This window comes from Streptomyces sp. NBC_00076 (genome assembly GCF_045041235.1).
In the GTDB taxonomy this organism is placed as follows: Bacteria; Actinomycetota; Actinomycetes; order Streptomycetales; family Streptomycetaceae; genus Streptomyces.
On sequence record NZ_CP108242.1, the window covers coordinates 1,295,844 to 1,312,319 of the forward strand.

Annotated in this window: 14 protein-coding genes; 9 read left to right on the forward strand and 5 right to left on the reverse strand. The window is 72.1% G+C overall.

The window, feature by feature from the left end; translation table 11 throughout:
* Positions 1-125: 125 nt before the first annotated feature.
* Both OHA64_RS05965 and OHA64_RS05970 read left to right on the forward strand, forming a co-directional pair.
* Positions 126-983 carry an AAA family ATPase gene (locus tag OHA64_RS05965; RefSeq protein WP_405623875.1) on the forward strand — a complete coding sequence of 286 codons (858 nt, stop codon included), beginning with the start codon at positions 126-128 and terminating at the stop codon, positions 981-983.
* Complete coding sequence (locus OHA64_RS05970) at positions 980-2,338, forward strand: vWA domain-containing protein (protein ID WP_405608946.1); 1,359 nt, start codon at positions 980-982, stop codon at positions 2,336-2,338. Before OHA64_RS05965 ends, OHA64_RS05970 begins: the two co-directional genes overlap by 4 nt.
* Positions 2,339-2,388: 50 nt before the next feature.
* On the opposite strand, the gene OHA64_RS05975 is transcribed toward OHA64_RS05970, so the two are convergent.
* The 3 genes from OHA64_RS05975 to OHA64_RS05985 all read right to left on the reverse strand — a co-directional run bounded on the left by OHA64_RS05975 (position 2,389) and on the right by OHA64_RS05985 (position 4,568).
* Positions 2,389-2,748, reverse strand: coding sequence for a cupin domain-containing protein (locus tag OHA64_RS05975; RefSeq protein ID WP_405608949.1), 360 nt, complete (start codon positions 2,746-2,748; stop codon positions 2,389-2,391).
* A 150-nt stretch (positions 2,749-2,898) separates the two neighbouring features.
* Entirely contained in the window at positions 2,899-3,876 is a 978-nt protein-coding gene (locus tag OHA64_RS05980) for a threo-3-hydroxy-L-aspartate ammonia-lyase (RefSeq protein WP_405608952.1), read from the reverse strand.
* Entirely contained in the window at positions 3,873-4,568 is a 696-nt protein-coding gene (locus OHA64_RS05985) for a transcriptional regulator (RefSeq protein ID WP_405608955.1), read from the reverse strand. The genes OHA64_RS05980 and OHA64_RS05985 overlap by 4 nt, the downstream gene beginning before the upstream one ends.
* Before the next feature lie 227 nt (positions 4,569-4,795).
* Between OHA64_RS05985 and OHA64_RS05990 the strand changes: the two genes are divergently transcribed.
* From OHA64_RS05990 to OHA64_RS06015, 6 genes are all read left to right on the forward strand, one after another.
* A complete protein-coding gene (locus OHA64_RS05990) occupies positions 4,796-6,112 on the forward strand; it encodes an MFS transporter (protein ID WP_405608958.1) in 1,317 nt (438 codons plus the stop codon).
* A gap of 37 nt (positions 6,113-6,149) precedes the next feature.
* Entirely contained in the window at positions 6,150-7,910 is a 1,761-nt protein-coding gene (locus tag OHA64_RS05995; RefSeq protein WP_405608961.1) for a beta-galactosidase, read from the forward strand.
* A complete protein-coding gene (locus OHA64_RS06000) occupies positions 7,907-10,363 on the forward strand; it encodes a beta-galactosidase (protein ID WP_405608964.1) in 2,457 nt (818 codons plus the stop codon). The genes OHA64_RS05995 and OHA64_RS06000 overlap by 4 nt, the downstream gene beginning before the upstream one ends.
* Before the next feature lie 133 nt (positions 10,364-10,496).
* Positions 10,497-11,564 (forward strand): LacI family DNA-binding transcriptional regulator, encoded by a 1,068-nt coding sequence (locus tag OHA64_RS06005; RefSeq protein WP_405608967.1) that lies wholly within the window; start codon positions 10,497-10,499, stop codon positions 11,562-11,564.
* 181 nt (positions 11,565-11,745) lie between these two features.
* Entirely contained in the window at positions 11,746-12,717 is a 972-nt protein-coding gene (locus tag OHA64_RS06010) for an alpha/beta hydrolase (RefSeq protein WP_405608970.1), read from the forward strand.
* A gap of 32 nt (positions 12,718-12,749) precedes the next feature.
* Positions 12,750-13,466, forward strand: coding sequence for an alpha/beta fold hydrolase (locus OHA64_RS06015; RefSeq protein ID WP_405608973.1), 717 nt, complete (start codon positions 12,750-12,752; stop codon positions 13,464-13,466).
* A gap of 285 nt (positions 13,467-13,751) precedes the next feature.
* Here the strand turns inward: OHA64_RS06015 and OHA64_RS06020 are convergent, their stop codons facing one another.
* Complete coding sequence (locus tag OHA64_RS06020; RefSeq protein ID WP_405608976.1) at positions 13,752-14,462, reverse strand: hypothetical protein; 711 nt, start codon at positions 14,460-14,462, stop codon at positions 13,752-13,754.
* 122 nt (positions 14,463-14,584) lie between these two features.
* Between OHA64_RS06020 and OHA64_RS06025 the strand changes: the two genes are divergently transcribed.
* Positions 14,585-14,962, forward strand: coding sequence for a DUF952 domain-containing protein (locus OHA64_RS06025; RefSeq protein WP_405608979.1), 378 nt, complete (start codon positions 14,585-14,587; stop codon positions 14,960-14,962).
* 24 nt (positions 14,963-14,986) lie between these two features.
* Here the strand turns inward: OHA64_RS06025 and OHA64_RS06030 are convergent, their stop codons facing one another.
* Positions 14,987-16,345, reverse strand: a complete 1,359-nt coding sequence (locus OHA64_RS06030; protein ID WP_405608982.1) for a CitMHS family transporter — start codon at positions 16,343-16,345, stop codon at positions 14,987-14,989.
* Positions 16,346-16,476 lie beyond the last annotated feature (131 nt).

The window sequence follows — 16,476 nt, forward strand, 5'->3', positions numbered from 1 at the left end:
CTGCCCCATCTCGGTTCCCTCGGTGGCTGCCCCGCGGTGAGAGGCACCATCCCCGTGACATGGGCGGTGAACAAGCGCTTAGATAGTGATCCGATCTGGTCCGCGCCCAGCTGGAGGCCCCGTTGCTGTTCACTTCCGTCGACGACGTCTCCGCACGCCTGGCCGGGACCGGCTACCTGGCCTCCCCCGCCGTCGCCACCACCGTCTTCCTCGCCGACCGCCTCGGCAAGCCGCTTCTCGTCGAAGGCCCCGCCGGTGTCGGCAAGACCGAGCTCGCGAAGGCCGTGGCCCAGGTCGCGCAGGCGCGCCTGGTCCGTCTGCAGTGCTACGAGGGCGTCGACGAGTCCCGCGCTCTGTACGAGTGGAACCATGCCAAGCAGCTGTTGCGCATCAGCGCCGGCCGCGACGAGAGCTGGGACGAGACCCGCACCGACATCTTCAGCGAGGAGTTCCTGCTCCCGCGCCCGCTGCTGACCGCGATCCGGGGCGACGAGCCGAAGGTGCTGCTGATCGACGAGACCGACAAGGCGGACGTCGAGGTGGAGGGCCTGCTTCTGGAGGTGCTCAGCGACTTCCAGGTGACGGTGCCCGAGCTGGGCACGGTCACCGCGACCCGCCGCCCCTTCGTGGTCCTCACCTCGAACGCGAGCCGCGAACTGTCGGAGGCGCTGCGCCGCCGCTGTCTGTTCCTGCACATCGGCTTCCCCGAGGAGGAACTGGAGCGCCGGATCGTACGGCTGAAGGTTCCCGGCCTGGACGAAACGCTGGCCGAGTCGGTGGTACGGGTCGTCGGGGCGCTGCGGGCGATGGACCTGCGGAAGGTGCCGTCGGTGGCCGAGACCATCGACTGGGCGCGCACGCTCCTCGCACTCGGCGCCGACACCCTCGACGAGACCGTCGTACGGGACAGCCTGGGCGTGCTCCTCAAGCACCAGGACGACATCCTCAAGGCCTCCGCGAAGCTGGATCTGGGGGCCCTGTGACCGCGCCGACCGGTGTCGCGGAGCGGCTGACGTCACTCGTCGGGGCGCTGCGCGCGCACGGCATCCGGGTCGGCACCGGCGAGAGCGTGGACGCCGCGCGGGCGGTGGAGGCGCTGGGCCTCGCCGACCGGGAACGGCTGCGCGAGGGACTGGCGGCGACCCTGCTGCACGGCACGGCCCAGCGGCCGGTGTTCGACCCGGTCTTCGACCTGTACTTCCCGCGGGGCGTCGGCGCGCCCGGGACCGAGCCCGTGGACCGGGACGACCTGCGCGAGCGGCTCGCCGCCGCGCTGGCCGCGAACGACCGGGCGCTCCTTGACCGGTTGGCCGCCGAGGCGGTCGACGGGTTCGGCGGCTACGGTTCCGCGCCGGCGTCGGACGGCTGGTCGTCACACCAGGCGCTGGACCGGCTGCGTCCGCAGACGCTCCTCGCGCGCGTCCGGGATGACATCCGCGCGCAGGGCGGCGGTTCGGGGTTCACCGACCGGCTGCTGGAGGACGAGATCCGGCAGCGCATCGAGGTCTTTCGCCGGATGGTGGCCGCGGAGGCGCGGCGCCGGGTCGCCGAGCGGCGCGGCCGGGACGAGATCGCCCGGCGGGCGGTGGCCCCGACCGCCGACCGGGTCGACTTCCTGTTCGCGGGGAAGGCCCAGCTCGCCGAGTTGCGCAGGACGGTACAGCCACTGGCCCGCAAGCTGGCCACCCGGCTGGCGGCACGCCGCCGGAGAAGCTCCCGGGGCACGATCGACCTGCGGCGCACTCTGCGCGGGTCGCTGTCCACGGGTGGGGTCCCGATGCGCCCGGTACTGCGCCGCCGCCGTCCCGCTCGCCCCGAACTGGTGCTGTTGTGCGATGTGTCGGGCTCGGTGTCCGGGTTCTCCGACTTCACGATGCTGCTGGTGCAGGCGTTGCACGACCAGTTCAGCAAGGTGCGGGTGTTCGCCTTCGTCAACCGGATCGACGAGGTGACCGGGCTGCTCGAGCACGGCGCGGCCGATCCGGAGGGGCTCGGCGCCCGGATTCGCTCGGAAGCCGTGCTCACCGGCTGGCACGGCAGCAGCGACTACGGTGTGGCGCTGGGCGAGTTCGCCGAGCGGTACGGCGACGCGGTCGGCCCGAGAACGACCGTCCTGATCCTCGGTGACGCCCGCACCAACATGAGCGACCCGAACCTGCCCGCCCTGCGGCGGATCGCCGAACGAGCCCGTCGCATCCACTGGTTGAACCCGGAGGGCGGCACGCAGTGGGGCAGTGGTGACTCCGCCGCCCCCGCCTACGCCGAACTGGTCGAGATGCACGAGTGCCGCACCGCCCGGCAACTCAGCGCCCTGGTCGGACGCCTGCTGCCGGTCTGACCGCGCACCCGCGAGGGGACGCTCTCCCGCGTCCCCGCCCTCGGCCGGGCTTACTTGGCCTTCGCGTAGTCCGTGGCCATGCCGCCCGCGAAGTCGTACACCACGGCCTGTTCGTCGCCCACGACCCAGGCGTCGTGTCCGGGCGCGACGACGAAGACGTCACCAGGGCCCACCTCGCTCTCGGCGCCGTCGTCCATACGGATGCGCATGCGCCCCTGGACCACATAGCCGTTGTGGTGCACCTGGCAGCTGTCCGTGCCCGCTATCGGCGCCACGGATTCCGTCCAGCGCCATCCCGGCTCGAACGTCGCCACGGCGAAGTCGAGGCCGGTGAGGTGGACGGCTTCGAGGTGCCCTCGGGGGAAATCGCGGCGCTCATCAGCCTTTTCGAGTGTCTTGATCTCCAGCATGACGGCTCTCCCTTCCGGCCGTTCTCCGAACGGCCGAGGCCGGTCTCCGTCTCCCCGCCCACCACGAGCGGAACCGGCGGGGGCCGAGCCCCACCACTCCATCGTCCGCCCGTATGCCCGCAACCGCCATCCGGGTGACGGCGCCCGAGGTCAGGCCCCGGACGCGCACAGCCGCGCGAAGCGTTCCGCGTCGACGTTCCCGCCGGAGACGATCACTCCGACCCGGCGCGGGAGCGGACCCGCCCGCCCGGCGAGCAGGGCGGCCAGCGGGGTGGCGCCGCTGGGCTCGACGACGATCTTCAGGCGCTCGAACGCGAACCGCATCGCGTCCCGGATCTCGTCGTCGGACACCAGGGCGATCTCGTCGACGAGCCGCCGGTTGACGGAGAAGGTCAGCTCCCCCGGGGTCTCCGCGGCCTGGCCGTCGGCGATGGTTCGGGGCACCGGGATCGTGACCCGCCGACCCGCCTCCAGTGACCGCCGGGTGTCGTCCCCCGCCTCCGGCTCCACCCCGATCACCCGGATACCGGCGTCCAGGCCCTTGGCCGCGGTGGCACTGCCGGCGATCAGTCCGCCGCCGCCGACCGGAGTCATCAGGGCACCCAACTCCCCTACTTCTTCGAGGAGTTCCAGTGCCGCGGTGCCCTGTCCCGCCATCACGTGCGGATGTTCGTAAGGCGGGATGAGAGCCAGGTTCCGCTCAGCGGCCAGCGCCTCGCCGATGGCCACGCGGTCGCCGGTGTAGCGGTCGTACGTCACGATCTCGGCGCCGTAGCCGGCGGTGGCCGCACGCTTGGAAGCCGGGGTGTCCTCCGGCATGACGATCACCGCGGTGGTGCCGAGTTCACGGGCGGCCAGAGCGACGGCCTGGGCGTGGTTGCCGGAGGAGTAGGCGGCGATACCCCTGGCCAGCTGCTCCGGAGTGAGCCGGGAGGCCGCGTTGTAGGCACCGCGGAACTTGAAGGCGCCCACGCGCTGGAAGTTCTCGCACTTGAGGAAGACCTCGGCGCCGACCCGTTCGTCGAGGGTGCGCGAGCGGAGGACGGGGGTGCGGTGGGCGACGCCCTTGAGTCGGGCGGCCGCGTCACGGACGTTGTCGAGAGTGACCGGCGGAGTGGTGGTCGTCACGCGTGTCCTCCATGGGAATCGGATGCCGAGTCGGTCGCGGCCCGGGCCTGGGAGAGGTAGCTGTACGCGGAGGCGCGGGAGATGCCGAGCCGGGCGGCGACCTGTTCGACCGCGCGTCGCACGGCGAACACTCCGCGGTCGTCGAGACCGCGGAACAGCTCCAGGCGTTCCGCACGGTCCAGTACCGCCCAGGGGCGGTTCTGGTGGAGCTGATGGGCGTCGAGTATCACGTCGACAACGGAGTCGATGTCGTTGCCGAACGTGGTCACCGGCAGTTCGGCCGGCTCCCGGCCGATCCCGGCCAGGGCACCGAGGAGGCTGTGGGCCTCGGTGACCGCGGAGACGTCGAGGTTGACACAGACCGCGCCGAACACCGCGCCCGTCGAGTCCCGCAGCACCATCGTGGAGGACTTGACGATCTGTCCGGTGCCCGTGCGGGTGCGGTAGTTCAGCTCGTCGGCGGCCGCGTCTCCGCGCGCGACCATCCGCATGCCGATCTCGCTCATCGCTCCGCCCACCGCACGCCCGGTCACCGAACCGGCGAGGGCGACCACCGACTCCTCCGGGCGCCGGTAGTCATGAAGGACCACCTCGCACATCGGCCCGAAGGTCGCCACAAGCCCGTCCGCGACCGGCTTCAGCGCGTTGAGGATCGCGTCCCGCTCACCTTCCAGGCCCTCTTCGACCGACATCACGCCCCCATTTCTCGACCGTGAATCTAGACTACACGTCCAATCACTGGACTGAAAGTCCAATTCACATTCGCCTTTCCCCCGCGGCCCCACTGTGCGCGCACCGTTCACCACTGTCCGGGATCTTGACGGCGGTGATGTTACCGGTAACATCACTGATTGCCGTCGGAGAGAACGAGGGGTGTGCCGTGCCGGGGGAAGAACGCGTCGATGACAGCAACAGGCAGGTGCCTTCCACCGAGGCCCGGCCGGGCACCCCGGTCTTCAGCCCCGCCGCCGTGGTGGCGTCCTGCGTGGGCTTCGTCCTCATCGGCGCCCTCCAGGCCCTCTACGGACCGGCCGTTCCGGCGTTCCGCGAGGAGTTCGGCCTGACTCCCTCGGCCGCCGGCCTGGGACTGAGTGCCCACTTCGTCGGCGGGGTGGCCGGTGTGCTGCTGTTCGACCGGCTCTACGGCCGCCTCGGCAACCGGCAGATACTCGGCGCCTCGTACCTCCTCATGGCGATCGGCGCGGCGTGCTTCGCACTGGCGCCCAACTGGCCGGTCGCGCTGGCCTCGGCCCTGTTCGCCGGGCTCGGCTTCGGCGGCATCGACTACGGCCTCAACCAGTTGTTCGCGGTCGGCTTCGGTCACCGTTCGACCGCGATGCTGAACATTCTCAACGCGCACTTCGGCGTCGGCGCGATCCTCGGTCCCGCGCTCGTCGGCGCGGTCGGCTCCGCGCACTATCCGGCGGTCTTCCTCGGCTTCGCCCTCGCCAACCTGCCGCTGCTGCTGTGTCTGAAGGGCGTCCGCGACCGGGCACCGCAGCCGTCCGGCGTCCCGGAGTCCGCCCTTCCGGCGTCCGACGGGGCGCGGGTCCGCGGCCGCAGCCTGGGCTCGGTGCTGGCCGTGTTCGTCGCGCTGTACGTCCTGCACGTGGGCGTCGAGGCGGGAGTCGGCGGCTGGGAACCCACCCACCTGGAGACCGTCGGGTACGGCGCCGGTGTCGCCGCGACCGCCACCTCCGTGTACTGGCTGATGATGACCGTCGGCCGGTTCCTGGTCGCCCCAATCGCGCTGCGCTTCTCGGCGCAGACCATCATCACCCTCTCGTGCGCGGGCATGACGGTCTGTCTGCTGCTGGCCTCGGTCCCGGCCCTCGCGCCGTACGCCTACGCCGGGGTCGGTCTGTTCATCGCCCCGATCTTCCCCACCGGCCTGCCCTGGCTGCACCGGGCGGCACCGAGGGCCCGCCGTGCCGGTGCCCTCGTCATCGCCGCGTCCATGGTCGGCGGGGTCGCCGCCGGTCCGGCGCTCGGCGGGGCCATCGAGGCGTCCGGCATCCGCGCGGTCCCGCTCCTGCTGTGCGGGGTCTCGGCGCTGTGCCTGGCCGCGACGCTCTGGCTGATCCACGCCACCCGCACCGCCGACACCTCTCTCACCACGGACGCCTCCCCCACCACCAAGACCCCTCGCACCATTGACACCCCTCGTACTACTGACGCCTCCCCCACCACCGGTACCTGTCCTCCCAGCGCTGCCGGCACCCCCGGCACCCGCTGAACCGGCCTGCCGCACCCGACCCGAAGGGAAGCCCCCCATGCCCGCTCTGACGACGTCGTCCGACGGTTTCCTCCTGCACGGCGAGCCGTTCCGGATCCTCTCCGGAGCTCTGCACTACTTCCGCGTCCACCCCGACCAGTGGGCCGACCGGCTGCGCAAGGCACGGCTGATGGGGCTCAACACCGTCGAGACGTACCTGCCGTGGAACCTCCACGAACCCGAGCCCGGCACGCTCGTCCTCGACGGTCTGCTCGACCTGCCGCGCTTCCTGCGGCTGGCGCGGGCGGAGGGCCTGCACGTGCTGCTGCGCCCCGGCCCGTACATCTGCGCCGAGTGGGACGACGGCGGGCTGCCCGCGTGGCTGATCGCGGATCCCGGCATCCGGCTGCGCACCAGCGATCCGCGGTTCACCGATGCCCTCGACCGCTACCTGGACCAGCTCCTGCCCCCGCTGCGGCCGTATCTCGCCGCGAACGGCGGGCCGGTGATCGCCGTACAGGTGGAGAACGAGTACGGCGCGTACGGCGACGACACCGCGTACCTCAAGCACGTCGAGCAGGCACTGCGTTCCCGGGGTGTCGACGAGCTGCTGTTCACCTGCGACCAGGCCAACTCCGCGCACCTGACCGCCGGCAGCCTGCCCGGCACGCTCAGCACCGGCACCTTCGGCGGCCGTGTCGACGAGCACCTGGCCGCGCTGCGCGCGCATCAGAGCGAGGGCCCGTTGATGTGCGCGGAGTTCTGGATCGGCTGGTTCGACCACTGGGGCGGCCCGCACCATGTGCGCTCCGCCGAGGAGGCCGCGGCGAACCTGGACCGGCTGCTGTCCGCGGGCGCGTCGGTCAACATCTACATGTTCCACGGCGGCACCAACTTCGGCTTCACCAACGGCGCCAACCACCACCACACCTACGCGCCCACCGTCACGTCGTACGACTACGACGCCCCGCTCACCGAGAGCGGCGACCCCGGCCCCAAGTACCACGCCTTCCGCGAGGTCATCGCCCGGCACGCGCCGGTCCCCGACGAACCGGCGCCGGCCCCGGGCCCCAAACTCCCGCCGGTCACCGTCGACCTGGACCACCGGGCGCCGCTGCTGCCGTACGCCCGGGCGCTGGAGGGGGTCGTGCGCGCGCAGGACCCCGTCACGATGAACGAACTCGGCGTGCACGGCGGCCATGTGCTGTACCGCACCACCCTTCCCGCCGCGGGGGACGGGCTGTTGCACTTCGAGGGCGGGGTCGGCGACCGCGCGCAGGTGTTCGTGGACGGCGCCGCCGTCGGCGTACTGGAACGCGAACGCCGCGACGAGACGCTGCCCGTGCGGGTGCCGCATGCCGGTGCCGTGCTGGAGGTTCTGGTGGAGAACCAGGGCGGGGTCAACTACGGGCCGCGCATCGGCGCGCCCAAGGGACTGCTCGGCCCGGTGTCCTTCCAGGGTGCCGCGCTGCACGGCTGGGAGTGCCGGCCCGTGCCCCTGGGCGACCTGGACGCGCTGCCGTTCGCACCGTCCGACGCGGTCAGGGACGCCGTTCCCGCCTTCCACCGGGGCACGTTCGAGGTGGACACCCCGGCCGACACGTTCCTCGCGCTGCCGGGCTGGACCAAGGGCCAGGCGTGGGTCAACGGCTTCCACCTCGGCCGTTACTGGAACCGGGGTCCGCAGCAGACCCTGTACGTCCCCGGCCCGGTGCTGCGTCCGGGCGCCAACGAGCTCGTCCTGCTGGAGCTGCACGCCACCACCGGCACCCGCGCCCAGCTCACCGACACCGCCGATCTCGGACCGGTGGGCGAGTGACGACCCGCCCGCACCGCCTGCGCGTCCCCGCCCCGGCCGGCCCGCCGCTGACCGGTCATCTGCCCTTCGCCGACGCCCCCGGCGTGCCCGATCCGATCGAGGTCACCAGCCGTTGGCTCACACGCGGCGGGCGCCCCTGGTTCCCGGTCTCGGGCGAGTTCCACTACTCCCGCTACCCGGCCGCCGAGTGGGAGGAGGAACTGCTGAAGATGAAGGCGGGCGGAGTCACCGCCGTCGCCAGTTACCTCATCTGGATCCACCACGAGGAGATCGAGGGCCGGGTCCGCTTCGACGGCGACCGCGACCTCAGGCGTTTCGCGGAGCTGTGCGCACGGCACGACCTGGACTTCGTCCCGCGCATCGGCCCCTGGTCGCACGCGGAGGTCCGCAACGGCGGCCTGCCCGACTGGCTGCTGGCCCGCGACTGTGTCCCACGCACCGACGACCCCGCCTATCTGGAGCCGGTACGCGGCTGGTTCACGGCCGTCGCGGAGCAGTTGCGGGGCCTGGACCGGGCGCACGGGGGGCCGATCGTGGCGATCCAGATCGAGAACGAGCTCTACGACCAGCCCGGCCACCTGCTCACCCTCAAGCGGATGGCCCAGGAAGCCGGACTGAGTGCCCCGCTGTGGACGTCGACCGCCTGGGGCGGGGTCCGCCTCCCGCCCGACGAACTGCTTCCGCTGTACGGCGGCTACACCGAGACGTTCTGGACCGAGGCGGACGCCGGCTGGCCCGACACCTGCCGCAAGCACTTCTTCTTCACCCACCAGCGCGACGACGAGGGCATCGGCGCCGATCTCCGGCCCACCACCGTGCGGGGCGGAGATCCGGACGCGTTCGCGGACCGATTCCCCTGGGCCACCTGCGAGTTGGGCGGCGGCATGGCGGTGTCGTACCACCGCAGGCCGCGCGTCGACGCCGACGACATCGGTGCGCTCGGCCTCACCAAGATCGGCTGCGGCTCGGTCTGGCAGGGCTTCTACATGTTCCACGGCGGCACCAATCCCGCCGGTGAGCTCACCCCGCTGCAGGAGTCCCATGCCACCGGCTATCCCAACGACCTGCCCGTCCTGACGTACGACTTCCAGGCGCCGCTCGGCGAGTACGGCCAGTACCGGCGGACGTACCACGAACTGCGGTTGCAGCACCTGCTGTTGGCGGACTTCGGGCATCTCGTCGCCCCGATGCAGTCCGTGCTGCCCGAGCTGCGGCCCGCGGGGCAGGGCGACCGGGAGACCCTGCGCTGGGCGGTGCGCGCCGACGGCGGTTCGGGCTTCCTGTTCGTCACCAACCACCAGCCCCACGAGCCACTGCCGGACCACCCCGACACGTCGTTCACGGTCGAATTCCCGGGTGACGCAGGGGCGTTGACGCTGCCGAGCACCCCCGTCACCGTCCCGACGGGCGCCTACTTCTGCTGGCCGTTGCGGCTCGCCGTCGCGGGGCTGCGGCTGGAGTGGGCCACCGCGCAGCCCATGTGCCTGCTCGACTTGGACGGCCGTACGGTCCTGGTGCTGGCCGCCGTCGACGGTATCGGTCCCGAACTCGCCCTGGACGCGGCCACGGTGACATCGGTCAGCACACCTTCCGGGGAGACCGTCCCGGTCGCCGACCGGCTGCTGGTGACCGGACTGAGGCCGGGCACCGACGCCCTGGTCGAGGTGGAGACCGTGGCCGGCGAGCGGGTCGGCCTGCTCGTCCTGGACGCGGCGACGGCCCGCACCGCCTACCGGGGCCGGGCCTGGGGTGCCGAGCGGCTGGTGCTGAGCGAGGCGGGTGTCGTCTTCGACCGTGAGGAGGTACGGCTGCACGGCTGGCCCGCCGCGGTCTCGTTCGCGGTGCTGCCCGCGCCGACGCGGGCACCCGTGGTGGACGGGGCGGCGGTGACCGAGTCGGCGGACGGCGTGTTCACGCGGTACTCGGCGCGGGCTGAAGCGGGGGCCGGGACGGGGGCCGGGAACGCTGTGGAGCCGACCCGGACTGGGGCTGGGGACGTTGCAGTGCGGTGGGCCGGGGGCGCTGACGCTCAGCTCGTGCTGTTGCGGCCCGCCGGGCCGGTGCCGGAGCCGGCGACGGGCGTGCAGGGCCGGGCGAGCGCGCCCGCGGAGAAGTACTTCGACAGCGCGGCCGCCGAGTACCGGATCGACGTACCGGACGGCCTGCCGCCGGGGACGCTGCTGCGGCTGCACTGGACCGGGGACGTGGGACGGGCGTACGTCGGAGACATGCTGGTCGCGGACCAGTTCTTCTCCGGGCGGGTCTGGGACATCGGCCTGGACCGGCTCCCCGCCGAGACCCTGCGGACGGAGGGCCTGCGGCTGCGGGTGCTGCCGTCGCACCCGGACGCGGCGGTCTACGTGCCGCGGGAGGCGGGCGCCACGGGCCGGACGGCGGCGGTGACGCGCGCCGAGTGGGTCACCTCCCGCACCTGGGCGCCACGGGCCGGCTGAGCCTCCCGCCCGGGCGGGGTTCCGGGGACCCGGCGCCCCGAGTCCTCGGAACCGTCCGTCGTACGCCCGGCCTATGCTGTGGGTCTGCCGGGCGAGACACAACCGCCGCATCGACGTCGAGGAAACCGCCACCATGACCCGAAGCGCCGCCGACGGAGCCGTTCCGAAGTGGCGCAGCAGACGGAACTTCGCGGGGTCGCGCCCCGTGATGGACGACGTGGCCCGGCTGGCCGGCGTCTCCAAACAGACCGTCTCCCGCGTGCTCAACGACCATCCGTCCGTCCGCGCCCAGACGCGCGAGGCGGTCCTGGAGGCCATGCGCACGCTCGGCTACCGCCCCAGCCGCAGTGCCAGGTCGCTGGCGAGCGGCCGGACCCGGATGCTCGGTGTGATCTCCTTCGACGCGGCCCGTTACGGACCCGCGTCGATCCTCACGGCGATCAACACGGCGGCGCAGGACGCCAACTACCTGGTCAGTTCCATCGCGCTCGACACCGCCGACCACGACACGGTCGTGGAGGCGGTGGACCGGCTCTCGGCCGAGGGGGCGGACGGGGTGATCGCCATCGCGCCGCAGCTGTGGGTGGGTCGGGCGCTGGCCGACACCCACCTGGACATTCCGCTGGTGGTGCTGGAGAACGGCCTCGACACCGAGACGGCGCTGGTCACGGGCGACTCGCGGGCGGGGGCACGCAAGGCCACCGAGCATCTGCTGCGGCTCGGGCACGCCACGGTCGAGCACATCGCGGGTCCGACCGGCTGGACCTCCGCCGACCATCGTCTGGCCAGCTGGCGGTCGACGCTGGAGGACGCCGGGGCGCGGATTCCCGAGCCTCTGGTGGGTGACTGGAGCGCCGACTCGGGGTACGAACTGGGCCGACGACTGGCCGCGCGCCCGGACGTGACGGCGGTGTTCGTGTCCAACGACCAGATGGCGCTGGGCCTTTTGCACGCTCTCCACGAGGCCGGGCGTTCCGTCCCCGGCGAGGTCAGCGTCGTCGGCTACGACGACATCCCGGAAGCCGCACACCTCCTGCCGCCCCTGACGACGGTCCGCACGGACTTCGCGGAGATCGGCACCCGCTGCCTGCGACTCCTCCTGAACCGCATCGACGGCTCCACCGAACCGCCCCGCCCCGAGTCCCTGGTCCCGGTCGACCTGGTGATCCGCGCCAGCAGCGGGCCCGCGCCGGGACGCTGACCGACCTCCGTCCTCCCGTTCGTCTCGTGCGCTGTGAGGCCAGTACCGGTGCGCTGACAGTCGTTCACCCCCGCGTTCACGGGTTTAGCGTGACGATCGGCGGCCCCGCGGATCCCCGTGTCTGCCCGAAGCCGCCCCGCCGGAGAGACCGGCGCATCGCACGAAACGCAGGAGACAACACATGTCCGACGTCGCTGAGCCGGTTCAGCCGGTCCTGGAGCCGGCGGCGGCCGCGTTCGCCGCGGCGACCGCCAACCCGCCCTATCTCTTCGACCTGCCGCCCGCCGAGGGCCGCAAGGCCGTCGACGAGGTGCAGTCCGGCGACATCGAGAAGCCGGCCGTCGACGAGGAGTGGATCACGGTGCCCGGCGGCCCGACGGGCACCGTGCGGGCTCGACTGGTCAGGCCGGCCGGCGCCACCGGGGTCCTCCCGGTCATCCTCTACATCCACGGCGCGGGCTGGGTGTTCGGCAACGCGCACACCCACGACCGCCTGGTGCGGGAACTCGCCGTGGGCGCGAACGCCGCCGTCGCCTTCCCGGAGTACGACCTCTCCCCCGAGGCCCGCTACCCCGTCGCCATCGAGCAGAACTACACGGTCGCGCGCTGGATCGTGGAGCAGGGCGCGACCAAGGATCTGGACGCCTCCAGGATGGCGGTCGCAGGTGACTCCGTCGGCGGCAACATGGCCGCCGCGCTCACGCTGATGGCCAAGCAGCGCGGTGACGTGCCCCTGGTCCAGCAGGTCCTTTTCTACCCGGTCACCGACGCGAACCTCGACACCGGTTCCTACCACCAGTTCGCCACCGGCTACTTCCTGCGCCGCGACGGCATGCGGTGGTTCTGGGACCAGTACACGACCGACGAGGCCGAGCGCGCGCAGATCACCGCGTCGCCGCTGCGCGCCACCACCGAGCAGCTGACCGGTCTGCCGCCCGCCCTGGTCATCACCGGTGAGGCCGACGTGCTCCGCGACGAGGGCGAGGCCTACGCCAACAAGCTGCGCGCGGCCGGGGTCCCGGTGACCGCGGTGCGCTTCCAGGGCATCATCCACGACTTCGTGATGCTCAACGCCCTGCGTGAGACCCACGCCGCCGAGGCCGCGATCACGCTGGCCGTCGGCACCCTGCGCGGCGCGCTGCACGGCAACTGAGACATCCAGAAGGCCAGAAGGAGAGCTTTTTCATGTCAACCACCCCCACCGTCCTGCTCGTGCACGGCGCCTTCGCGGACGCCGGCAGCTGGTCCGGGGTCATCGCGGAACTCCAGAACCACGGCGTCCCCGTGGTGGCGCCGCCCAACCCGCTGCGCGGTCTCGCCTCGGACGCCGCGTACGTCGCCTCCGTGGCCGCCCAGATCGACGGTCCGGTCGTGCTGGTCGGCCACTCCTACGGCGGTGCGCTCATCACCGTGGCCGGCACCACGGAGAACGTCGTCGGTCTGGTCTACGTCGCGGCCTACGTGCTCGAAGAGGGCGAGAGCCTCGGCGAGTTGCAGGGCAGATTCCCGCTCTCGCCGCTCGTCGAGAACCTGAAGGAGTGGACGTACCCGGTCGAGGGCGCCCAGTCCGCGGTCGAGGTCACCATCAAGGCCGAGTCGTATCCGGCGATCTTCGCCGCGGATGTCCCGGACACCGTCACCAAGGTGCTGGCCGCGGCTCAACGCCCGCTCGCCGCCTCGGCGTTCGAGGAGACCGCCGCGGCCGCCGCGTGGCGGACCAAGCCGTCCTGGGCGCTGGTGGCCGCCGCCGACCAGGCGATCAACCCCGAGGTGGAGCGCTTCGGCGCCGAGCGGGCCGGGGCCACGATCGTCGAGGTGGAGGGCGCCTCGCACGCCGTGGCGGTGTCCCGGCCGAAGGAGGTCGCCGACCTGATCCTCGACGCGGTGCGCGCGACTGGCTGACGCGGGGGCGAGAGACGCGGGGAGCGGGCGGCGCGGACGGATGCCGGGGGGGCCGTCCGCGCCGGACGCTGTGCGTGGCGTGCCAGGGCTGTCGGCTGTTCGGCCGGGCGGTTCGAGGACCCGCCGGACTGCGGCGTCCAGCCCACGGCGTGCAGCCCACGGCGTGCGGGAGGGCCGCCAACGGCCGTGCGGGGGCGCACTGTTGGGTGCCGTCGCCGACCGGCCTGGTCGGTGGTCGGTCTGGTCGGTGGTCGGTCTGGCCGATGGTCGGTCTGGCCGGCCCGGTCACCCGTGCAGCCAGACCCGCAGCGGCCCTACCGGCTCGAAGCCCTGTCGGACGGCTGCCGTCAGGTCGTCGCCGTGCTCGTAACCGACCACCGGCAGGGTGGGGAAGAGCCGGTGCGCCGCACCGAGGACGACCGGCCAGGCCAGGTCGGGGCCGCCCTCGCGGGCGAAGAGGTTGGAGATGCCGACCACGTGTTCACCGCGGCTCGCCACCGCTCCGGTGAGGACCCGGCCGTCGGCGGAATGTCCGGCGAGGACGAACGTGTCGGGGTCGTCGAGGAGTTCCGGCCGGAAGAGGTCCGCTGCGCCGCCGTCGTCGTCCCAGGCGAGCGCCCACTCGCGCAGCGCTTCCCGGTCCCCGACCACGTCCCAGCCGAGATCCGACGTGAGGCAGGGCGCGCCCGCGGGACGGTGGATCCACTGCGCGTCGAACAGGACCCGGTAGCCGGCCTCGGTCAGGTCGAGGTCGGCGAAGCTGTCCTTCACCGACGCGCCGGGCGTGGTGGTGTCGATCCGGGCCGCCAGCGCGTCCGGGTCGGCGCCCGGCACCAGCGTCACCGCGTCGGGGTAGTACGGCGGTGTGCGGGCGGCCGCGGCCCAGGCCTGCGCCCCGAACTCGCCCGCCACCCCGTGCGATCGACTCATCACCGCACACCACTCGGCGTTGTTGCGGGCGGCGGCCCGGACCAGGAACTGCTTCGACGTCGTCACGAGTGCGGATCATGACCGGTGACGGGCCGGATGGTCGAACCCTTTTCCGGCGGGCTGGTCCGTGCCGAGCCCGGACGCAGCTAGTTTGGATCCCTCGCCCGCACCCTGGAGGGACCCCGCTCATGTCTGGCCGTGCCACCATCCAGCACGTGGTTCCGCTCGAGGAATGGAACGCCGACCCCGATCACCCGTACGCGCCCGCGTCCCTCGCGGTGGACGGTTTCGTCCACTGCTCCCCGGACACGGAGACCACGCTGGCCATCGTCAACGCCTTCTACCGGACGGCGCCCAGGCCGCTGCTGACGCTGGTCCTCGCCGCGGACCGGCTTGCCTCCCGACTGGAGTGGGAGGCCGCGGCGCCCGTCCCGCCGCCCGGAGTCCCGGCGAGCACCTTGTTCCCGCACGTGTTCGGGCCCCTCAACCGCGACGCGGTCGAGGGCGTTCTGGAGGTGCAGTGGGACGACCAGGGACAGGCGACGGCCCTGCGGGACATGAGGTGAGAGAACGTCACAACTGCTCTGTCCTCAGAGCGAGATGGCCCCGGTGAGCAGTGCCACGGCGGTCATCACCAGCGTGGTGCCGAAGGCCCAGCGGAAGATGAAGCGCTGGTGCTCGCCGAGTTGTACCCCGCTCATGCCGACGAGGATGAACGTGGACGCGGTGAGCGGGCTGAGCGGGAAGCCGGTGGTCATCTGACCGAGGATGGCGGCCCGGGCGATCTCGGCCTGGTCGGTGCCGAATCCGGACGCGGTGTGCGACAGGACGGGCAGCACTCCGAAGTAGTAGGCGTCCGGGGTGAAGACCAGGCTCAGCGGCATCCCGGTGACGGCCACCAGGGCGGGCAGATGGCCGCCGAGGGAGTCGGGGACGACGGACACCAGCGCCTCGGCCATCTCCGAGATCATCTTGGTTCCGGTCAGCACCCCGGTCAGCACCCCCGCCGCGAAGATCATCGTGGTGACCAGGACGACGCTCTTGGCATGCTTCTCCAACAGGGCCTGCTGCGCTTCCCAGGTCGGGTGGTTGACCAGCAGGGCCAGCGCGAAGGCAAGGGCGAACAGTGCCGGCAGCGGCATGACTTCCAGGACGAGACCGACCAGCAGGACCACCGTCAGCAGGGCGTTGAAGGCGGTCAGCCACACCGGCGGCCGCCGCTCCGTCGGCCGCACGAGCGGGGTGCCGGGCCCGTCCCCGGCCACGGGCACGGACACCGGCGCCGTCTGCTCGACCGTCTCCCCCGCCTCCCCCGTTGCCCCCGTCGCCGCCACGGCGGCCAGCCGGCGCCGCTCGCGCCGGCCGATCCAGTACGAGGCCAGCAGAACCCAGAGGACCCCGGCCCCCATCGCGGGCAGTACCGGCGTGAAGACCTCCGAACTCTCCAGCTTCAGCGCCGCCATGGCCCGGACCGTCGGTCCGCCCCAGGGGATCATGTTCATCACGCCCGCACCCAGGCACACGGTGCCGGACAGGACCAGCGGGCTCATGCCGAGCCGTTTGTAGACGGGCAGCAGCGCCGAGACGGTGATGAGGAAGGTCGAGGCACCGTCGCCGTCGAGGGACACGCACAGGGTGAGCACGGCGGTGCCGACGGCTATCCGGGCCGGATCGTTGCGGGCCGCGCCGAGGATCACACGGATCAGCGGGTCGAAGAGTCCGGCGTCGACCATCAACGTGAAGTAGAGGACCGCGAAGGCGATCATGATCCCGGTGGGCGCCACCGTGGTCAGTCCGGTCAGGATCATCTCGCCCACGTCACCGGAGAAGCCCCCGACGAGTGCGGCCAGGACCGGCAGCAGCACCAGCGCCACCAGCACGGAGACCCGCTTCGTCATGGTGAGCAGCAGGAACAGGCCGATCGTGGAAAACCCCAGCGCTGCCAGCATCTGTGTCGCTCACTTCCTCGTCTACGGCTCCATGCGTCGCGGACGAGTGTCGAAGCGGCGAGAGGTCGGCGTCCAGCATCAAACCGAGATCTATCCATGTCGTCTGCGCATCAATGTCCCGTGCGCGTGCC

Excerpts from the sequence above, each read along its gene's own strand:
- OHA64_RS06015 (WP_405608973.1), top strand. The coding sequence starts at position 12,750 with ATGTCAACCACCCCCACCGTCCTGCTCGTGCACGGCGCCTTCGCGGAC.
- OHA64_RS06005 (WP_405608967.1), top strand. The coding sequence starts at position 10,497 with ATGACCCGAAGCGCCGCCGACGGAGCCGTTCCGAAGTGGCGCAGCAGA.
- OHA64_RS06010 (WP_405608970.1), top strand. The coding sequence starts at position 11,746 with ATGTCCGACGTCGCTGAGCCGGTTCAGCCGGTCCTGGAGCCGGCGGCG.
- OHA64_RS06030 (WP_405608982.1), bottom strand. The coding sequence starts at position 16,345 with ATGCTGGCAGCGCTGGGGTTTTCCACGATCGGCCTGTTCCTGCTGCTC.
- OHA64_RS05995 (WP_405608961.1), top strand. The coding sequence starts at position 6,150 with ATGCCCGCTCTGACGACGTCGTCCGACGGTTTCCTCCTGCACGGCGAG.
- OHA64_RS05975 (WP_405608949.1), bottom strand. The coding sequence starts at position 2,748 with ATGCTGGAGATCAAGACACTCGAAAAGGCTGATGAGCGCCGCGATTTC.
- OHA64_RS05985 (WP_405608955.1), bottom strand. The coding sequence starts at position 4,568 with ATGTCGGTCGAAGAGGGCCTGGAAGGTGAGCGGGACGCGATCCTCAAC.
- OHA64_RS06025 (WP_405608979.1), top strand. The coding sequence starts at position 14,585 with ATGTCTGGCCGTGCCACCATCCAGCACGTGGTTCCGCTCGAGGAATGG.